The organism is Streptomyces sp. NPDC005962, assembly GCF_040629205.1.
GTDB lineage: Bacteria > Actinomycetota > Actinomycetes > Streptomycetales > Streptomycetaceae > Streptomyces.
On sequence record NZ_JBEXVE010000001.1, the window covers coordinates 714137 to 729452 of the forward strand.

Genomic DNA, 15316 nt, shown 5'->3' on the forward strand with positions numbered 1-15316 from the left:
GCGGGCAGTGACCGCCGACGACGCGGGTTCCGGCACGGCCGAGGGACGCGGTATACGGAATGCCGCCGCGGAAGCCGCCGCCGGGCAGGATGTTGCCGCGCGGGACGCCGCCGTACAGGACGCCGCCGTACGGGAGACCGGGACGGCCGAGGGCGGCCCGGCCGCCGACGCCGACGGGACCAAGGACACCAAAGCCGCCGACGACGCCTCCGCCACCGAGTACGGCCCTGAGGACGGTTTCGAGGACGACGCCGAGGACGACGGCGACGTCCCGGACCCCATCGCGCTCCGGCTGGAGCAGCTGATCCTCGGTGCCGAGCGGCGCTACACCCCCTTCCAGGCCGCCCGCAGCGCGGGTGTCTCCGTCGAGCTGGCCACCCGCTTCTGGCGGGCGATGGGCTTCGCCGACATAGGGCAGGCCAAGGCGCTCACCGAGGCGGATGTGCTGGCGCTGCGACGGCTGTCCGGTCTGGTCGAGGCGGGGCTGCTGAGCGAGCCGATGGCGATCCAGGTGGCGCGCTCCACCGGGCAGACCACCGCACGGCTCGCGGACTGGCAGATCGACTCCTTCCTGGAAGGGCTCACCGAACCCCAGGAGTCCGGGATGACCCGGACCGAGATCACCTATCCGCTGGTCGAGCTGTTGCTGCCGGAGCTGGAAGAGTTCCTGGTGTACGTCTACCGGCGGCAGCTCGCCGCCGCGACCGGCCGGGTGGTGCAGGCGGCGGACGACGCGGAGATGGTGGACCGGCGGCTCGCGGTCGGCTTCGCGGACCTGGTGAGCTTCACCCGGCTGACCCGGCGGCTGGAGGAGGAGGAGCTGGGCGAGCTGGTCGAGGCGTTCGAGACCACGGCCGCCGACCTGGTGGCCGCGCACGGCGGCCGACTGATCAAGACGCTGGGCGACGAGGTGCTGTACGCGGCCGACGACGCGGGCGTCGCCGCCGAGATCGGGCTGCGGCTGATCGAGACCCTCACCCATGACGAGACGATGCCGGAGCTGCGCGTCGGGATCGCCTTCGGCACGGTCGCGACCCGCATGGGCGACGTCTTCGGGACGACGGTGAACCTGGCGAGCCGACTGACCTCCATAGCCCCCAAGAACGCGGTCCTGGTGGACGGCGCGTTCGCGGAGGAGCTGAGCCATACCGGGGAGGCCCCGGTGTCGGAGGCGGAGGCGGCGGAGGCGGCCGCCAAGGCCGAGAAGGAGGGCGAGGAGCCGCCCTCGTACCGCTTCGCGCTCCAGCCGATGTGGCAGCGGCCGGTGCGTGGGCTCGGAGTCGTGGAGCCGTGGCAGCTGAGCCGCCGCGGTTGATGAGCCGTCGCGGTTGATGAATATCACCAATCACTGAAGTCGGCACAAGCCGGAACACCGTTCCGCTAGCGTACGGCGGCATGATCGACGACCCGGCCGAAACGGGCACTGGAACGGGCGCCGAGGCGGCCGCCGAGCCTTTGCACACGCCCGAGTTCGCCAAGGACCCGTCCGCCGTCTACCGGCGACTGCGCGAGACGTACGGCCCGCTGGCCCCGGTGGAACTGGACCCGGGCGTCACCGCGACCCTGTGCGTCGGCTACGACACCGCGCTGGAGATCCTGCGCCGCCCCGAGACGTTCTCCAAGGACCCGCGGCGCTGGCGGGCGAAGAACGAGGGCCGGGTCCCCGACACCAGCCACGCCGGGCAGATCATCCGCTACCGGCCGCAGCCCACCGCGGTGGACGGCGAGGAGCACCAGCGCTACCGCGCCGCCATCGACGACTCCACCAGCCGCATCGACCCGGGCGCGCTGCGCGGCTACGTCGAGCGGATCGCCGACTCCCTGATCGACCAGTTCTGCGACGCGGGCGAGGCCGATCTGATCGGCGAGTACTGCGCGCTGCTGCCGCTGCTCGTCCTCGGCGAACTCTTCGGCTGCCCGCGCGACATCGCCGACCGGCTCTTCACCGGGCTCGCGCACCTGTTCGACGGTACGGATGTGGCGGAAGCCGACCGTACGATCACCGCGGCGCTCCAGGAACTCGTCGCCCTCAAGCGGGCCCGGCCCGCCGCCGACGTCACGTCCTGGCTGATCGCCCACCCCGAGCGGCTCGCCGACCACGAACTCGTCGAGCAGCTGATGCTGCTGACCGCCTCCGGCAGCGACCCGGTGATCAACCTGATCGGCAACGCCCTGCGGGTGCTGATGACCGACGACCGGTTCGCGGGTGGCCTCTCCGGCGGCAGCATGCTCGTCGAGGATGCCCTCGACGAGGTGCTGTGGACGGACCCGCCGCTCGCCAACCTCGCGGTCCACTTCCCCCGCCACGATGTCACCCTGGCCGGGGTGCGGCTGCGCGAGGGCGAACCCGTCGTGATCAGCTTCGCCGCCGCCAACCAGGACGCCCTACGGGTCTCCGGCCGCAACCGCGGCAACCGCGGCCACCTGGCCTTCAGCGCCGGACCCCACATGTGCCCCGGCCGCAGCTCGGCCCGGCTCATCGCCTCCGTAGCCATAGAAAAGCTCCTGGACCGCCTCCCGGACGTGGAACTGGCGGGCCCGGAGGAGGACCTCCGCTGGCGCCCGGGCATCTACCAACGAGGCCTGACCTCCCTCCCGGTCCGCTTCCCCCCAACCCCCCGGGACCCGGCCCCGCCGGAGGCGGTTCCGGCCCCGAAGGCAACGCCCTCGTGCCCGGCGCAGGGTGCGGGCGCGCCCCCGGCCCCGGGTACGGGGTCGTTCCCGGGCGCGGCTCCGGTTCCGGGTACGGGGTCGTTCCCGGGCGCGGCCCCGGCCCCGGCTCCGGGTGCGGCCCCGGCTCCGGCCAAGGCCTCGGTTCCGGGCGGCGCTTCGGGCGCGGGTCCGGCCCCAGGCGGGGCATCGGGCGCGGGCGGGACCTCAGCCCCCGGCACGGCCCCGGCGTCGGGCTCGGGTGTGGGCCCGCAGGCGGCCCTGGCCTCGGCTCCCGAGTCGGCTCCAGCCCCGGGTGCAGCTCCGGGCGGGGTGGCGGGCACGGGGGCGGTCTCGGGTGTGGCCGTGCCCCTGGGCGTTCGGGCCCCGAGCCCGGGCGCGGGCTCGGGCGCGGCCCAGGCCCCGGGCACGGCTCCAGGCCCGGGCCCGGCATCGGCTTCGGGCGGGGGCCCGGTCTCCGGAGCTGCCCCAGCCCCAGGCGGAGCGTCGGGTGCGGGCGGGGTCCCTGCCCCCGGCACGGCCCCGGCGCCGGGCTCGGGTGTGGGCCCGCAGGCGGCCCCGGCCTCGGCTCCCGAGTCGGCTCGAGCCCCGGGTGCGGCCTCGCCCTCCGCCCCGGGCGGGAATTTGGGCGCGGGCGTAGCGCCGGGTTCGGCCCCGGCTTCGGGCGGGGGGCCGGTCCCCAGCGCGGCCCCAGCCCCCGCCGGGGTACCTGCCCCGGCACCGGTGCCGTCGTGGGCCTCGGCCGACCCCGGCGACGTTGCCCCCGGCGACGTTGCCCCCGATGGCGACGCCCCCGGTGACGCCGACCGCCCCCGGCCGTCGATGCTGGCCTTTCTGATGCGGTGGCGGCGGCGCCGGTAACGTAGGCCGGGCAACGGTTCACGGTCGTTAACCGGGAGGGTGCGAGATGGGTGAGCAGCGGTACGGGGAATGGGTCGCGGTCCGGCGGGACGGCTTCGTGGCCGAGCTGGTGCTGGACCGGCCGAAGGCCATGAACGCGGTGTCCTCCGAGATGGCCCGGAGCATCGCGGCGGCGTGCGCGGCGCTCGCGGACGACCACGCGGTGCGGGCCGTCGTGCTCACGTCCACCCACGAGCGGGCGTTCTGCGTCGGCGCGGACCTCAAGGAGCGGAACTCCTTCACCGACGCGGAGATGATGCGTCACCGCCCGGTCTCCCGCGCCGCCTATACCGGCGTTCTGGAGCTGCCCGTGCCCGCCGTCGCCGCCGTGCACGGCTTCGCGCTCGGCGGCGGCTACGAGCTGGCGCTGTCCTGCGATGTGATCGTCGCCGACCGTACGGCCGTGGTGGGGCTGCCCGAGGTGTCCGTCGGGGTGATCCCGGGCGGCGGCGGTACGCAGCTGCTGCCCCGCCGGGTCGGCGCCGCCCGCGCCGCGGAGCTGATCTTCTCGGCGCGCCGGGTGCCCGCCGAGGAGGCCCACGCGCTGGGGATGGTGGACGAACTCGTCGCGCCGGGTGAGGACCGTACGGCCGCGCTGGAGCTGGCCGGGCGCATCGCCGCGAACTCGCCCGTGGGGCTGCGTGCCGCCAAGCGGGCCCTGCGGCTCGGGCACGGTCTGGACCTCCCGGCCGGGCTGGAGGTCGAGGACGCGGGGTGGCGGACGATCGCCTTCTCCGGGGACCGTGCCGAGGGCGTCGCGGCCTTCAATGAGAAGCGGAAGCCGGAGTGGCCCGGGGAGTGAGACCTCCGCACCCGAAAAGGCTCCCAAAGCGGATGGTCCTTGACATTCTTACTCTTGAGTGCAGAACGTGCGCGCTCACGGTGAGGAATGCGAGGCCGACGTGAGGGACAACGGGGACAACGGGGGCGACGGGGGACGAGGCGCCGACGGGCGGCTGCGGGCGGTGGTGGGGCTCGCACAGGCGATGGCGGCGGCGCCCACCCCGCGCGACGCGGTGGGCACCGCCGCCGAGAGCGCGCGCCGCGCGCTGGACGGCACCTTCGCGGCGGTTTCGGTGTGGGAGCGGGAGCGGGGCCGGTTGCGGGTCCTGGTGAACGTGGGCGAGCTGATGCCGGGGGAGGAGCCGCTGCCGGAGGACGAGTCGTATCCGGTGCACGACTTCCCGGAGATCGCGGAGTTCCTGCACGAGCGGTGGGCGGCGGGCGGCGAGCCGCACGCGTGGGTGGAGACGGCGGCGGGCACCGGCCCCGGCCCGGCCTCGTACTGCCATCAGCGCGTGGCGGCCCTGCGGCGGCGCGGGCGCGGCTCGTGCGTGGTCGCGCCGCTGGTGCTGCACGGGCGGGCGTGGGGCGAGCTGTATGTGGCGCGGGCGGCCGGGAGCCCGGTGTTCGGCCGGGGCGACGCCGATTTCGCGACCGTACTGGCCTCGGTGGCGGCGGCCGGGCTCGCCCAGACCGAACGTCTGGAGGAGGCCCGCCGCCTGGCCTTCACCGACCCCCTGACCGGGCTGGGCAACCGCCGGGCGGTGGACATACGGCTGGACGAGGCGCTGGAGACGTACCGCGAGTACGGCACTGTGGTGACGCTGGTGGTGTGCGACCTCAACGGCCTCAAGCGGGTCAACGACACGCTCGGCCACGCGGTGGGAGACCGTCTGCTGGAACGTTTCGGCACGGTCCTCTCCCTCTGCGGCGCTATGCTCCCGGGCGCCTTGGTGGCGCGGCTGGGCGGCGATGAGTTCTGCCTGCTGGGGGTCGGGCCACCGGCGGACGAGGTGGTGCGGGTGGCCGACGAGCTGTGCCGCCGGGCGGCGGAGCTGGAGATGGGCGAGGGCGTCGCGTGCGGGATCGCGTCGACCGGCGATCCGATCGGGCCCGTGGCGTCGGCCCGCCGCCTGTTCCGCCTGGCGGACGCGGCCCAGTACCGGGCGAAGGCGGCGCGCTCCCTGAAACCGGTGGTCGCGGGCCGCGAGGGCGGCCCGGACGACCCGGTGATCCGTCTGGCCGACACCCCCGTGGACCGCCCCCGAGAACGCCGCCGCTTCCGAGGCCGCCGCCCGTAGCCCCACCACGCGGCCGTTTCCCGCCCCGCCCGCCCCGGACGGGGGTGGAGCGCCGGGGTGGGGAAGGCGCAGGGTGACACCTGGGGATTCACTCTCTAGGGTGCCTGAATATGGATATGCACACTGTGGTGGTGGGGACGTCGGGGACGACCGCCGAGGACGTCGTCGCCGTGGCGCGCGGCGGGGCGCGGGTCGAGGTGGCCGGGGATGCGCTGGAGGCCGTCGCCGCCGCGCGGCGGGTCATCGACGACCTGGCGGCCAGGCCCGAGCCCGTGTACGGCGTCTCCACCGGCTTCGGCGCCCTCGCCGTACGCCACATCAGCCCCGAGCTCCGCGCCCAGCTGCAGCGCAACATCGTCCGCTCGCATGCCGCCGGTATGGGGCCGCGGGTGGAGCGCGAGGTGGTGCGGGCGCTGGTGTTCCTGCGGCTCAAGACGCTCGCGTCCGGCCACACCGGGGTGCGGCCCGTGGTCGTGGAGACGATGGCGGCCCTGCTCAACGCGGGCATCACGCCCGTCGTGCACGAATACGGCTCCCTCGGCTGCTCCGGCGACCTCGCGCCGCTGTCCCACTGCGCGCTCGCGCTGATGGGGGAGGGCGAGGCCGAGGGGCCCGACGGGGAGGTGCGGCCCGCGGCCGAGCTGCTGGCCGCGCACGGCATCGAGCCGGTCGAGCTGCGCGAGAAGGAGGGGCTGGCGCTGCTCAACGGCACCGACGGGATGCTCGGCATGCTGGTCATGGCCTGCGCCGACCTGGCCCGGCTGTACACCGTCGCCGATGTGACGGCCGCGCTGTCGCTGGAGGCGCTGCTCGGCACGGACCGGGTGCTCGCGCCCGAGCTGCACGCCATCCGCCCGCACCCCGGCCAGGCGGCCAGCGCGGACAACATGCTGCGGGTGCTCGACGGTTCCGGACTCACCGGGCACCACCAGGACGACGCGCCGCGCGTCCAGGACGCCTACTCGATCCGCTGCGCCCCGCAGGTCGCGGGCGCGGGCCGGGACACGCTCGCGCACGCCCGGCTGGTCGCGGACCGCGAGCTGGCGTCCGCCGTGGACAACCCGGTGGTGCTGCCGGACGGCCGGGTGGAGTCGAACGGCAACTTCCACGGCGCGCCCGTCGCGTACGTCCTGGACTTCCTGGCCATCGCGGCCGCCGACCTCGCCTCGATCGCGGAGCGCCGTACGGACCGGCTGCTGGACAAGAACCGCTCGCACGGGCTGCCGCCGTTCCTGGCGGGCGACCCGGGCGTGGACTCCGGGCTGATGATCGCGCAGTACACCCAGGCGGCGCTGGTGAGCGAGCTGAAGCGGCTCGCGGTGCCCGCCTCGGTGGACTCGATCCCGTCCTCCGCGATGCAGGAGGACCACGTCTCCATGGGCTGGTCGGCGGCGCGCAAGCTGCGCACGGTGGTGGACAACCTGACCCGGGTGCTGGCGATCGAACTCGTCGCGGCCGCCCGCGCGGTGGAGCTGCGGAAGGGCCTGGTGCCCGCGCCCGCGACCCGGGCGGTGCTGGCGGCGGTGCGCCGGGCGGGCGTCGAAGGTCCGGGCGGGGACCGCTATCTGGCGCCGGACCTGGCGGCCGCCGAGGCGTTCGTACGGTCCGGGCTGCTGGCCGAGGCGGTCGAATCGGTGACCGGGCCGCTGGCCTGACGGAGCACAATCAAAACAACATGGTCAAAACAACATGTGTCAGGCCGCCTGCGCGCGCGTACGGCGCGCGGAGGCGGTCACCATCGTGACCCCGAGCCCCAGGAAGGCCGTGCCTCCGGCGAGGTACGGGGTGACGTCCACGCTGCCGGTGTCGGCGAGGTCTTCGTCCGGGACGGCCTCGGTCCGAGGCTGGGACTGGGACTGGGACGGCGCCTCGTTCGGTGCCGCGCCGGAGGACCCGGAGGACGACGAGGGTCCGCCGGTCTCGACCGTCGCGTTGGCGGAGGGGACGAACCACAGGGCGCACAGCAGCGAACCGGCTGCGGCGGCGGTCAGCAGCGGTCGGCGTGCGGACACAACGGCATCCCCCTTGAGGCTGTGGCGAATTGACACCGTGTGCCCGATCGTAGTGACTTACAGGGGTCGGGTGGTAGCGAACCGGGGCCGCAGCCTGCTCCGCACCATATGACTAATCCTGGCCTGTCATGGTTTGTCCGGATTCGCAGTGCTGCGTCATAAGCTGGACCAGCGTCTTTGCTAAGTGGCCTCGCACACAGTTTTACTGGTCGTGGAACCGACCAAAAGGTACAGGCGTTCTTCCTGGATAGGTCTTGCTGGGTAGGTCTTGGGTTTCTGGGGTCCAGTCGTAAATGGAGAAGCGTGTGATGACGTACGGCAAGCGCCGTAGGGGGCTGGTGGCCGCGGCCGCCGTGCTCAGCGGCGTACTGACTCTCGCCGCCTGTGGCGGGGACGGCGACAGCAGCGACAGCAAGGGCGGTGGCAAGGGGCAGTCGCAGGTGGACGAGGCGGCCGCCAAGGACGCCTCCGACGCCCGCATCAAGATCACACCGAAGTCGGGTGCGACCAACGCGGGCATCAACCGCGACACCAAGGTCAACGTCAACGGGGGCAAGCTCACCTCGGTGACCATGACCTCCAAGGCCGACGGCTCCGCCGTGGAAGGCTCCATATCGTCCGACGGGACCTCCTGGAAGCCGAACGGCCAGCTGGAGCGGTCCACCCAGTACAAGATCAGCGCGTCCGCCAAGGACTCCGACGGCCGCAAGGCCACGGAGCACTCCTCCTTCACCACCGTCTCCCCGTCCAACAGCTTCATCGGCAACTTCACGCCGGAGGACGGTTCGACGGTCGGTGTGGGCATGCCGGTCTCGGTCAACTTCGACAAGGCGGTGACCAACAAGAAGGACGTTCAGTCCGGCATCAAGGTCACCTCCAGCAGCGGTCAGGAGGTCGTCGGCCACTGGTTCAGCGGCCAGCGGCTGGACCTGCGCCCGAAGGACTACTGGAAGGCCAACTCCACCGTCACCCTGAAGCTGGACCTGGACGGCGTCGAGGCGTCGCCGGGTGTCAAGGGTGTCCAGGAGAAGACCGTCACCTTCAAGGTCGGCCAATCGCAGGTCAGCACGGTCGACGCCAAGTCCAAGACGATGAAGGTCGTGCGCGACGGCAAGCTGATCAAGACGATCCCGATCTCGGCCGGAAGCCCCGACAACACCACGTACAACGGTCAGATGGTGATCTCCGAGAAGTTCAAGGAGACCCGGATGAACGGTGCGACGGTCGGCTTCACGGACGACGACGGCAAGGGCGAGTACGACATCAAGGACGTGCCCCACGCGATGCGGCTGTCCACCTCGGGCACCTTCATCCACGGCAACTACTGGGGTGCCAAGTCCATCTTCGGCAGCCAGAACACCAGCCACGGCTGTGTGGGCCTGTCGGACACCAAGGGCGCCAACGACCCGAACACCCAAGGCGCCTGGTTCTACGACAACTCCCAGGTCGGTGACGTCGTCGTGGTGAAGAACTCCAACGACAAGACCGTCTCTCCGGACAACGGCCTCAACGGCTGGAACATGGACTGGAACCAGTGGGTGGCGGGTAGCGCGACCGGCGCCTGACGCCACGTCCCACCACCACCGCCGGGCGGCGGTCGGCCTTCGGGCCGGCCGCCGCCCGGCGTTTTCGGGCTCCCTGGCACCCTGTCAGCCGTTGGCCCGGTGTCAGCCGTCAGCCCGGGTGGTGTCGCCGCCGCAGATCCTTGACGCGCACGTACGCGATCTTGCAGTGGTCCTCGTACGGATCGCCGTCCGACCAGACCAGGCTGCGCAGCGGCTGCATCGGCAGCCAGGTCATCCCGATCAGCCAGCGGTGGACCAGCCGCCAGAAACCCGGCCGCCCGGCGTCGGTCTCGCGCACCACGCGCATCCGCAGCATCCACTTGCCGACGGAGGCCCGGAAGATCCAGGTCCCCAGCACCTGGTTGGCGAAGGACAGCCCGAGCACACAGCACACGGCCAGCAGCAGGGAATCCGCCTCGGCCTTGAGCAGCGGGAGGACGCGCAGGCCGAGGGCGGAGCCGCCGCCCAGCGCGAGGACGCAGTCCACCGCCGCCGCGCAGATGCGCCGCTCGTCACCGGCCGGTTCGGGCACCCGCGGCGGCTGGTGCGGCGAAGGAGGGCCGTAGGGCTGCTGTCCGTAGGGCTCCGCGTAGGGCTCCGCGTAGGGCTGTCCGTACGGCTGTCCGTGCGGCTGTGCGTAGGGGTTGGGTGGGGATGGATGCGGAGAGGGCTGTCGCTGCCCCCGTGGATCAATCATGATCGAAATCTTGCCAAATCCCAGCACAGGGCTCCGACGGCGCCTCCCGCCGAGTGGCGCTTCCGCCGTACCCGGGGAGAATGGGAACAGAGGTCCGACTGGGAGGCACCGATGGCCGAAATCACCACTCCCTACCAGCCCGGCACGCCCTGCTGGATCGATCTGACGGCCCCCGACCAGCAGGCCGCCCTCGACTTCTACAGCGGGCTGTTCGGCTGGTCCGGGGAGATCGGCCCGGCCGAATTCGGCGGGTACACGGTCTGCACGCTGAAGGACCACCCGGTGGCGGGAGTGATGGCCGCGCAGGCGAGGGACGACCAGCCCGCGCCGCCGACCGTCTGGACCACCTACTTCTGCTCCACCGACGCCCAGGCCACCTCGGAGGCGATCAGCCGCAACGGCGGCACCGTGCTGATGCCGGTCATGGACGTGATGGACCTCGGGCGGATGATGGTCGCGGCCGACCCCACCGGGGCCGTCTTCGGCGTCTGGCAGGCGCGGGAGTTCCCCGGAGCGGGCATCGTCAACGAATCGGGCGCGCTGATCTGGAACGAGCTGAACACCAGCGACCGCGAGGCGGCGAGCGCGTTCTACGCGGAGGCGCTCGGCATCGAGACCGTCCCCATGGAAGGCGCCGAGGGCTACTTCGCGCTCACCGTGAACGGCCGGACCGTCGGCGGGCTCCAGAACATCCCGGCGGGGGCCCCGGCCAGGACGCCCCCGCACTGGCTGGCCTACTTCTCGGTCGAGAACACCGACCGGACGGTCGCGAAGCTGTCGGCGGAGGGCGGGACGGTGCTCAAGCCGCCGTTCGACATGGTGGCCGGGCGGATGGCCCTCGTACAGGACCCGCAGGGCGCGCCGTTCGCGCTCATCGCCCCGCAGCCGATGGGCTCTTGAGCCGGAGCAGGAAGTAGCCCCCGGAGGTCGCCAGCGCCTCGTAGCGCGCCTTCGGGTGCAGCTGCTTCGCGTACGCCAGCTCCTGCCGCACCGTGCGGTCCGGCGGCTCCGCCAGGGCCAGGTACTGCGGGGTGACGTCCTGGGTGGAGCCGACCCAGAAGACCCGGCAGCGGCTGGTGAGGCGGGCTATCGGCCCGACGTTGGCCTCGACCGTCGCCCCGTCCGGTATCCGGTCCAGCAGCCGCTCCACCCCGCTGACCTGCGGCGGCTTACGGTAGGTGGTCTCCTCGGTGAGCTCGGCCAGCGGCAGTGAGGTGGTCAGGGCCAGGGCCGCCGCGCAGACCGCGGTGGGGATCTGGCGGGCGTAGGAGATGAGCCAGGCGCGGCGGCTCTTCCCGATCCGGTCGAGCGCGTCGACCAGCGCCAGGAAGACGACCGGCATCAGCACCGCGCTGTAGTGCCAGTCCGTGCCCCAGTAGTGCTCGTCGTGGGAGACGAAGCGCCAGCCGAGGGTGGGCACGGCGGCCAGCAGCAGCGGGGAGCGCAGCGCGAGCAGCCCGGTGGTCGGCAGCAGCACCCACAGCAGGGTGCGCAGCGCGGTGACGAGGGGGATGGTGGCGTCCGAGCCGCCCCCGCCGCCGACCTTGTCCCAGTAGTCGTACGCACCGGCCCCGTTGAAGCCGGGGATGACGACGCCGAGCGCGAGCGCCGAGCCCAGCACGCCGAAGCCCATGAGGGCGATGGCGAGCGGTGCGATGCCCGGCACCCGCTCGCGCAGGGCGCATATCGCGACGACGGCGCCGATCGCGGCGACCGTGGCGCCCATGTCCTCCTTGACGAAGACCAGCGGGGCGGCCCACAGCATCGCCGCGTACCAGCGCCTGCGTATGACCGCTTCGAGGGAGAACGCGATGAGCGGGACGGCGAAGCAGATCTCGTGGAAGTCGAAGTCCACGGCCCGCTGGAGGCCCCAGGCCAGTCCGTACGCGGTGCCGATCGCGAGCCCCCGGCCCCGGCCGAGCAGCCGGGCCGCGGTCCGGGCGACGGGGACGGCGGAGAGGGCGAACAGGGCGGCCTGTGCGACGAGCAGCGTGACCGGGCTCGGGAAGATCCGGTAGAGCGGGGCGAGCAGCGCGGTGATGGGGCTGAAGTGATCGCCGAGGATGTTGGCGCCGGGGCCCTTGAGATCGGCTATCGGGGCCTGGAAGTGCGCGTACGCCCGTATCGCCTGTTCGAATATGCCCAGGTCCCACGACATGGTGGCCATGCGGCGGTAGCGGCAGACCGACAGGGTCGCGAAGGCGGCGAACAGGCCGAGGGCCAGCCAGTACGGGTCCAGCCGCGGGTGGCGCAGCGCCGCCGCCCGGGTGCGCGGCCGCGTAGCGCCCGTGGCGGCGGTGGTCGCCCCGTCGGCGGTGGTCGCCCCGTCGGCGGTGGCCGCCCCTTCGGCGGTGGTGCCGGGCGGGGCTGTCGCTGCCGTGTCCATCCGGGGTCCTTGTCATCGGGAGGGGCATGGGGGCGGGGCATGGGGCCGGTGCGGGGCGGTGCGGTGCGGGCGGTCCGGTCGAAAAGATACGCGACAGGGGCCGGGCGGTTGCACCGTCGCCGTTTCACGCCCCGGCCCCGCGCCGCACGCCGGTTCACGGCCGGACCACGCCGGTTCACGGCGGGACGCTGACCAAGACCACGGTGAATCGTTGTCCAAGCAGTGGCCTAGGCCGCGCCGACTCCATACCATCGATCAACGCCAGATCGTTTGTCGCGCCGCACGATCTCTGCCGGGAGGCTCTATGATCCGCCGCCGTACTGCGCTCTCCGTCTCCGCCGCGTCCGCCCTGCTGGTCTGCGCCCCCCTGCTCACCGCCTGCGGGGGCGCCCCGAAGGCCGGTTCCGCGGCCGTCCTGGACGACGGCCGCATCACCGAGTCGCAGCTCCAGGCCCAGGTGAAGGACGTACGGGACGCGCAGAGCGGTTCCCCGAGGGCGGACCAGCTCGTGGCCGCCAGCGGCCAGCTGACCCAGAACACCCTCATCCGCATGATCCAGTTCAAGGTCATCGAGCGGGCCGGGCAGGACAACAGCATCGGCGTCAGCCGCCGCGCGGTGCAGCGCGCCCGCGCCGCCGCCGAGCAGCAGTCCGGCGGGGCCGGCGCGCTGCGCGCCGCCTACCTGGAGCAGGGCATCGCCCCGGACCAGATCGACGGCGCCGTCCGCATGGAGCTGACCCGCACCGCGCTGCTGCGCAAGCTCGGCGTCGCCAAGGTCAACGCGGTGTTCACCCGCACCTCCAAGGACCTCGCGATCAAGGTCAACCCGCGCTACGGCAACTGGGACGACACCAAGGGCACCGCGGTCCTCGCCAAGGAGGCCTGGCTGCGCACCTCCACCGCCTCTCAGCAACCGGCGTAGGTTACGTTTCAAGGGTGACCACGCCTGACTCCGCCGCGCCCGCGCCCGGCCCCGCCACCGGCCGCGTCGTCCTTCTCACCACCAGCCACCGGGTGGCGCCCGGGCTGCTCTCCTGGCCCGCCTGGCAGGCGCTGCGCGGCGCCGACCGGGTGCTGTGCGGGGACGTCCGCCATCCGCAGCTGCCGTATCTGCGCGAGGCGGGCATCGAGGTCGAGCACGAGGTCCCGGCAGCGCGCGAACTGGTCGACTACTGCGTCGCGGAGGGCGGCCGCAGCGCTGTCGTGATCACCTCGGCCGACGGCGAGTCCGCGCTGACCGACGGGCTGGCCCGGCTGGCCGGTTCGGGCCGCGAGGCGATGCCGGACCTGGAGCTGCTGCCCGGTTCGTACGACCTGCCGGGCGCTCGGCTGCTCGACCTGGTCCAGGTGATGGACCAGATCCGGACGGAATGCCCGTGGAGCGGGGCGCGGACCCACGAGGAGCTGGTCAAGTACGGCATCGAGGAGGCGTACGAACTCGTCGAGGCCATCGAGGAGGGCGACCGGGAGGCGCTGCGCGAGGAACTGGGCGATGTGCTGCTCCAGGTCGTCTTCCACGCCCGGATCGCGCAGGAGCACGAGGACGAGCCGTTCTCGGTCGACGACGTGGCCGGTGCCATCGTGGACAAGCTGATCCGCCGCCATCCGCATGTGTTCGGCGACGAGGTCGCGGAGACCGCCGAGGACGTCAAGGTGCACTGGCTGCGCACCAAGACGGCCGAGAAGCAGCGCGATTCGGTCACCGAAGGGGTGCCGGTCGGTCAGCCCGCGCTCGCCCTGACCGCGCAGCTCGCCTCCCGCGCCCGTACCGCAGGTCTCGCGGTCGCCTTCCCGGAGGGCGAGGGCTTCGGCTACGAGCTGCTCGCGCTGGCCATCCGCGCCAAGGAGGCGGGGGTGGAGCCCGAGACGGCGCTGCGCGCGGCGGCCCGGGCCTACCGGGACGCGATCCTGGCGGCGGAGAGCCCGGCGGGTTAACCCCGCTCCGGTGCCTGGCAGCGGGTGAACGAGACCGAGCACGAGGCGCGGCAGGCGGGCCACGTCCGGGACACCAGGACGGCCAGGACCGGGTCGGCTACCAGACGCAGGCCCGGGAACCGGACGAGCTGCCCCCGGACGGCGTCCGGCGCCGCCCGCACCAGCTGGGCGGCTCCGGCACCAGGGAGTCCGGCTCGGGCGGCAGCGAGGCCCGGAAGACCTGAGGTCAGGCCCCCTGCCCTTGCCACCCTGCCGATGGCTCCCTACCGATGGCGTCCCGCCGCTGGCTGCCTACCGCTGGTGCCGCCTACCGTTGGCGCCCTGCCGCGACGACGGCCGACAGCACCTCCGCGTCGAGCATGGTGGTGTCGCCGAGCCGGGAGGCGGACGCGTAGGAGTTCAGCAGCGCCTTGGTGGTGCGCAGGGCCGCTGCGGAGCGCCGCAGCACCGGCTTGGACCACTCTTCGATCGCCTTGTCCAACCCGGCCTCGGGGGCGACCCGGTGCAGGACGGACAGCTGTTCCGCGCGGGCGGCGTCGAAGCTGTCCCCGGTCAGGATCAGCTCGCGGATTCGGGCGGCGCCCGCCTCGTGCAGCAGCCGCGGCAGTGAACCGCCCCACGCCGCCGGGAGGCCGAGGGCGAGCTCGGGCAGCCGGAAGTGGCTGTCGGACGCGCCGATGCGCAGATCGCAGAAGAGGGCGAGGGCCAGGCCCGCCCCGATGACCTGTCCGTGCAGCCGGGCGATGGTGACGGCGGAGGTGGTGGCGAGGGCGTCGCATACTCTGCGTGCCTTGCCGCCGATGATCCGCAGCCCCGATCCGGTGGGGTCGTCGGCGAGTTGTCCGGTGAATTCGTGGCGGTCTCCGCCCCGGCAGAAATCGGGTCCGGCGCCGGAGAGCACCAACACCCGTATGTCCGGCCGGTTATGCACTTCTTCCAGTACAACGAGAAGATCGTCGAGAATCTCCTCGCTGATCGCGTTACCGGTTTCCGGACTGTTGAGTTCCACCCGCAGTTCGGGTCCATCGCCGCTGATGTGCAGGGTCTTGACGTCGTTGAACATGGCT

At 72.7% G+C, this 15316-nt stretch carries 14 protein-coding genes; 10 read left to right on the plus strand and 4 right to left on the minus strand.

The features are described from left to right. The first annotated feature begins 7 nt into the window (after window positions 1–7). The 5 genes from ABZ370_RS03420 to hutH all read left to right on the plus strand — a co-directional run bounded on the left by ABZ370_RS03420 (window position 8) and on the right by hutH (window position 7309). Complete coding sequence (locus ABZ370_RS03420) at window positions 8–1315, plus strand: adenylate/guanylate cyclase domain-containing protein (protein ID WP_358615673.1); 1308 nt, start codon at window positions 8–10, stop codon at window positions 1313–1315. A gap of 80 nt (window positions 1316–1395) precedes the next feature. Then, a complete protein-coding gene (locus tag ABZ370_RS03425) occupies window positions 1396–3531 on the plus strand; it encodes a hypothetical protein (RefSeq protein WP_358615675.1) in 2136 nt (711 codons plus the stop codon). A gap of 46 nt (window positions 3532–3577) precedes the next feature. Then, window positions 3578–4372 (plus strand): enoyl-CoA hydratase-related protein, encoded by a 795-nt coding sequence (locus ABZ370_RS03430; RefSeq protein ID WP_358615677.1) that lies wholly within the window; start codon window positions 3578–3580, stop codon window positions 4370–4372. A gap of 184 nt (window positions 4373–4556) precedes the next feature. After that, window positions 4557–5654: a sensor domain-containing diguanylate cyclase gene (locus ABZ370_RS03435; RefSeq protein ID WP_358616077.1), complete on the plus strand. Its 1098-nt coding sequence runs from the start codon at window positions 4557–4559 to the stop codon at window positions 5652–5654. A 110-nt stretch (window positions 5655–5764) separates the two neighbouring features. Further along, window positions 5765–7309 (plus strand): histidine ammonia-lyase, encoded by a 1545-nt coding sequence (gene hutH, locus ABZ370_RS03440; RefSeq protein WP_358615679.1) that lies wholly within the window; start codon window positions 5765–5767, stop codon window positions 7307–7309. Between the two features lie 39 nt (window positions 7310–7348). On the opposite strand, the gene ABZ370_RS03445 is transcribed toward hutH, so the two are convergent. Beyond that, the gene (locus ABZ370_RS03445; RefSeq protein ID WP_358615681.1) at window positions 7349–7666 is read right to left on the minus strand and encodes a hypothetical protein; all 318 of its coding nucleotides are present in this window, start codon (window positions 7664–7666) and stop codon (window positions 7349–7351) included. Between the two features lie 308 nt (window positions 7667–7974). Between ABZ370_RS03445 and ABZ370_RS03450 the strand changes: the two genes are divergently transcribed. Then, window positions 7975–9231 carry an Ig-like domain-containing protein gene (locus ABZ370_RS03450; RefSeq protein ID WP_358615683.1) on the plus strand — a complete coding sequence of 419 codons (1257 nt, stop codon included), beginning with the start codon at window positions 7975–7977 and terminating at the stop codon, window positions 9229–9231. A 109-nt stretch (window positions 9232–9340) separates the two neighbouring features. On the opposite strand, the gene ABZ370_RS03455 is transcribed toward ABZ370_RS03450, so the two are convergent. Continuing rightward, the gene (locus ABZ370_RS03455; RefSeq protein ID WP_358615685.1) at window positions 9341–9928 is read right to left on the minus strand and encodes an RDD family protein; all 588 of its coding nucleotides are present in this window, start codon (window positions 9926–9928) and stop codon (window positions 9341–9343) included. A 111-nt stretch (window positions 9929–10039) separates the two neighbouring features. Between ABZ370_RS03455 and ABZ370_RS03460 the strand changes: the two genes are divergently transcribed. Continuing rightward, window positions 10040–10828 carry a VOC family protein gene (locus ABZ370_RS03460; RefSeq protein WP_358615688.1) on the plus strand — a complete coding sequence of 263 codons (789 nt, stop codon included), beginning with the start codon at window positions 10040–10042 and terminating at the stop codon, window positions 10826–10828. Here the strand turns inward: ABZ370_RS03460 and ABZ370_RS03465 are convergent. Then, window positions 10800–12314: a DUF2079 domain-containing protein gene (locus ABZ370_RS03465; protein WP_358615690.1), complete on the minus strand. Its 1515-nt coding sequence runs from the start codon at window positions 12312–12314 to the stop codon at window positions 10800–10802. The two genes, ABZ370_RS03460 and ABZ370_RS03465, sit on opposite strands and share 29 nt — an antisense overlap. Before the next feature lie 304 nt (window positions 12315–12618). On the opposite strand from ABZ370_RS03465, the gene ABZ370_RS03470 reads away from it, so the two are divergent. The 3 genes from ABZ370_RS03470 to ABZ370_RS03480 are packed head-to-tail and all read left to right on the plus strand — an operon-like array spanning window position 12619 to window position 14473. After that, the gene (locus tag ABZ370_RS03470; protein ID WP_358615693.1) at window positions 12619–13236 is read left to right on the plus strand and encodes a SurA N-terminal domain-containing protein; all 618 of its coding nucleotides are present in this window, start codon (window positions 12619–12621) and stop codon (window positions 13234–13236) included. Between the two features lie 14 nt (window positions 13237–13250). After that, entirely contained in the window at window positions 13251–14249 is a 999-nt protein-coding gene (locus tag ABZ370_RS03475) for a nucleoside triphosphate pyrophosphohydrolase (RefSeq protein WP_358615696.1), read from the plus strand. A 14-nt stretch (window positions 14250–14263) separates the two neighbouring features. Further along, window positions 14264–14473: a DUF6479 family protein gene (locus ABZ370_RS03480; protein WP_358616079.1), complete on the plus strand. Its 210-nt coding sequence runs from the start codon at window positions 14264–14266 to the stop codon at window positions 14471–14473. 83 nt (window positions 14474–14556) lie between these two features. Here the strand turns inward: ABZ370_RS03480 and ABZ370_RS03485 are convergent, their stop codons facing one another. After that, window positions 14557–15312 (minus strand): enoyl-CoA hydratase/isomerase family protein, encoded by a 756-nt coding sequence (locus tag ABZ370_RS03485; protein WP_358615699.1) that lies wholly within the window; start codon window positions 15310–15312, stop codon window positions 14557–14559. Window positions 15313–15316: the final 4 nt, after the last annotated feature.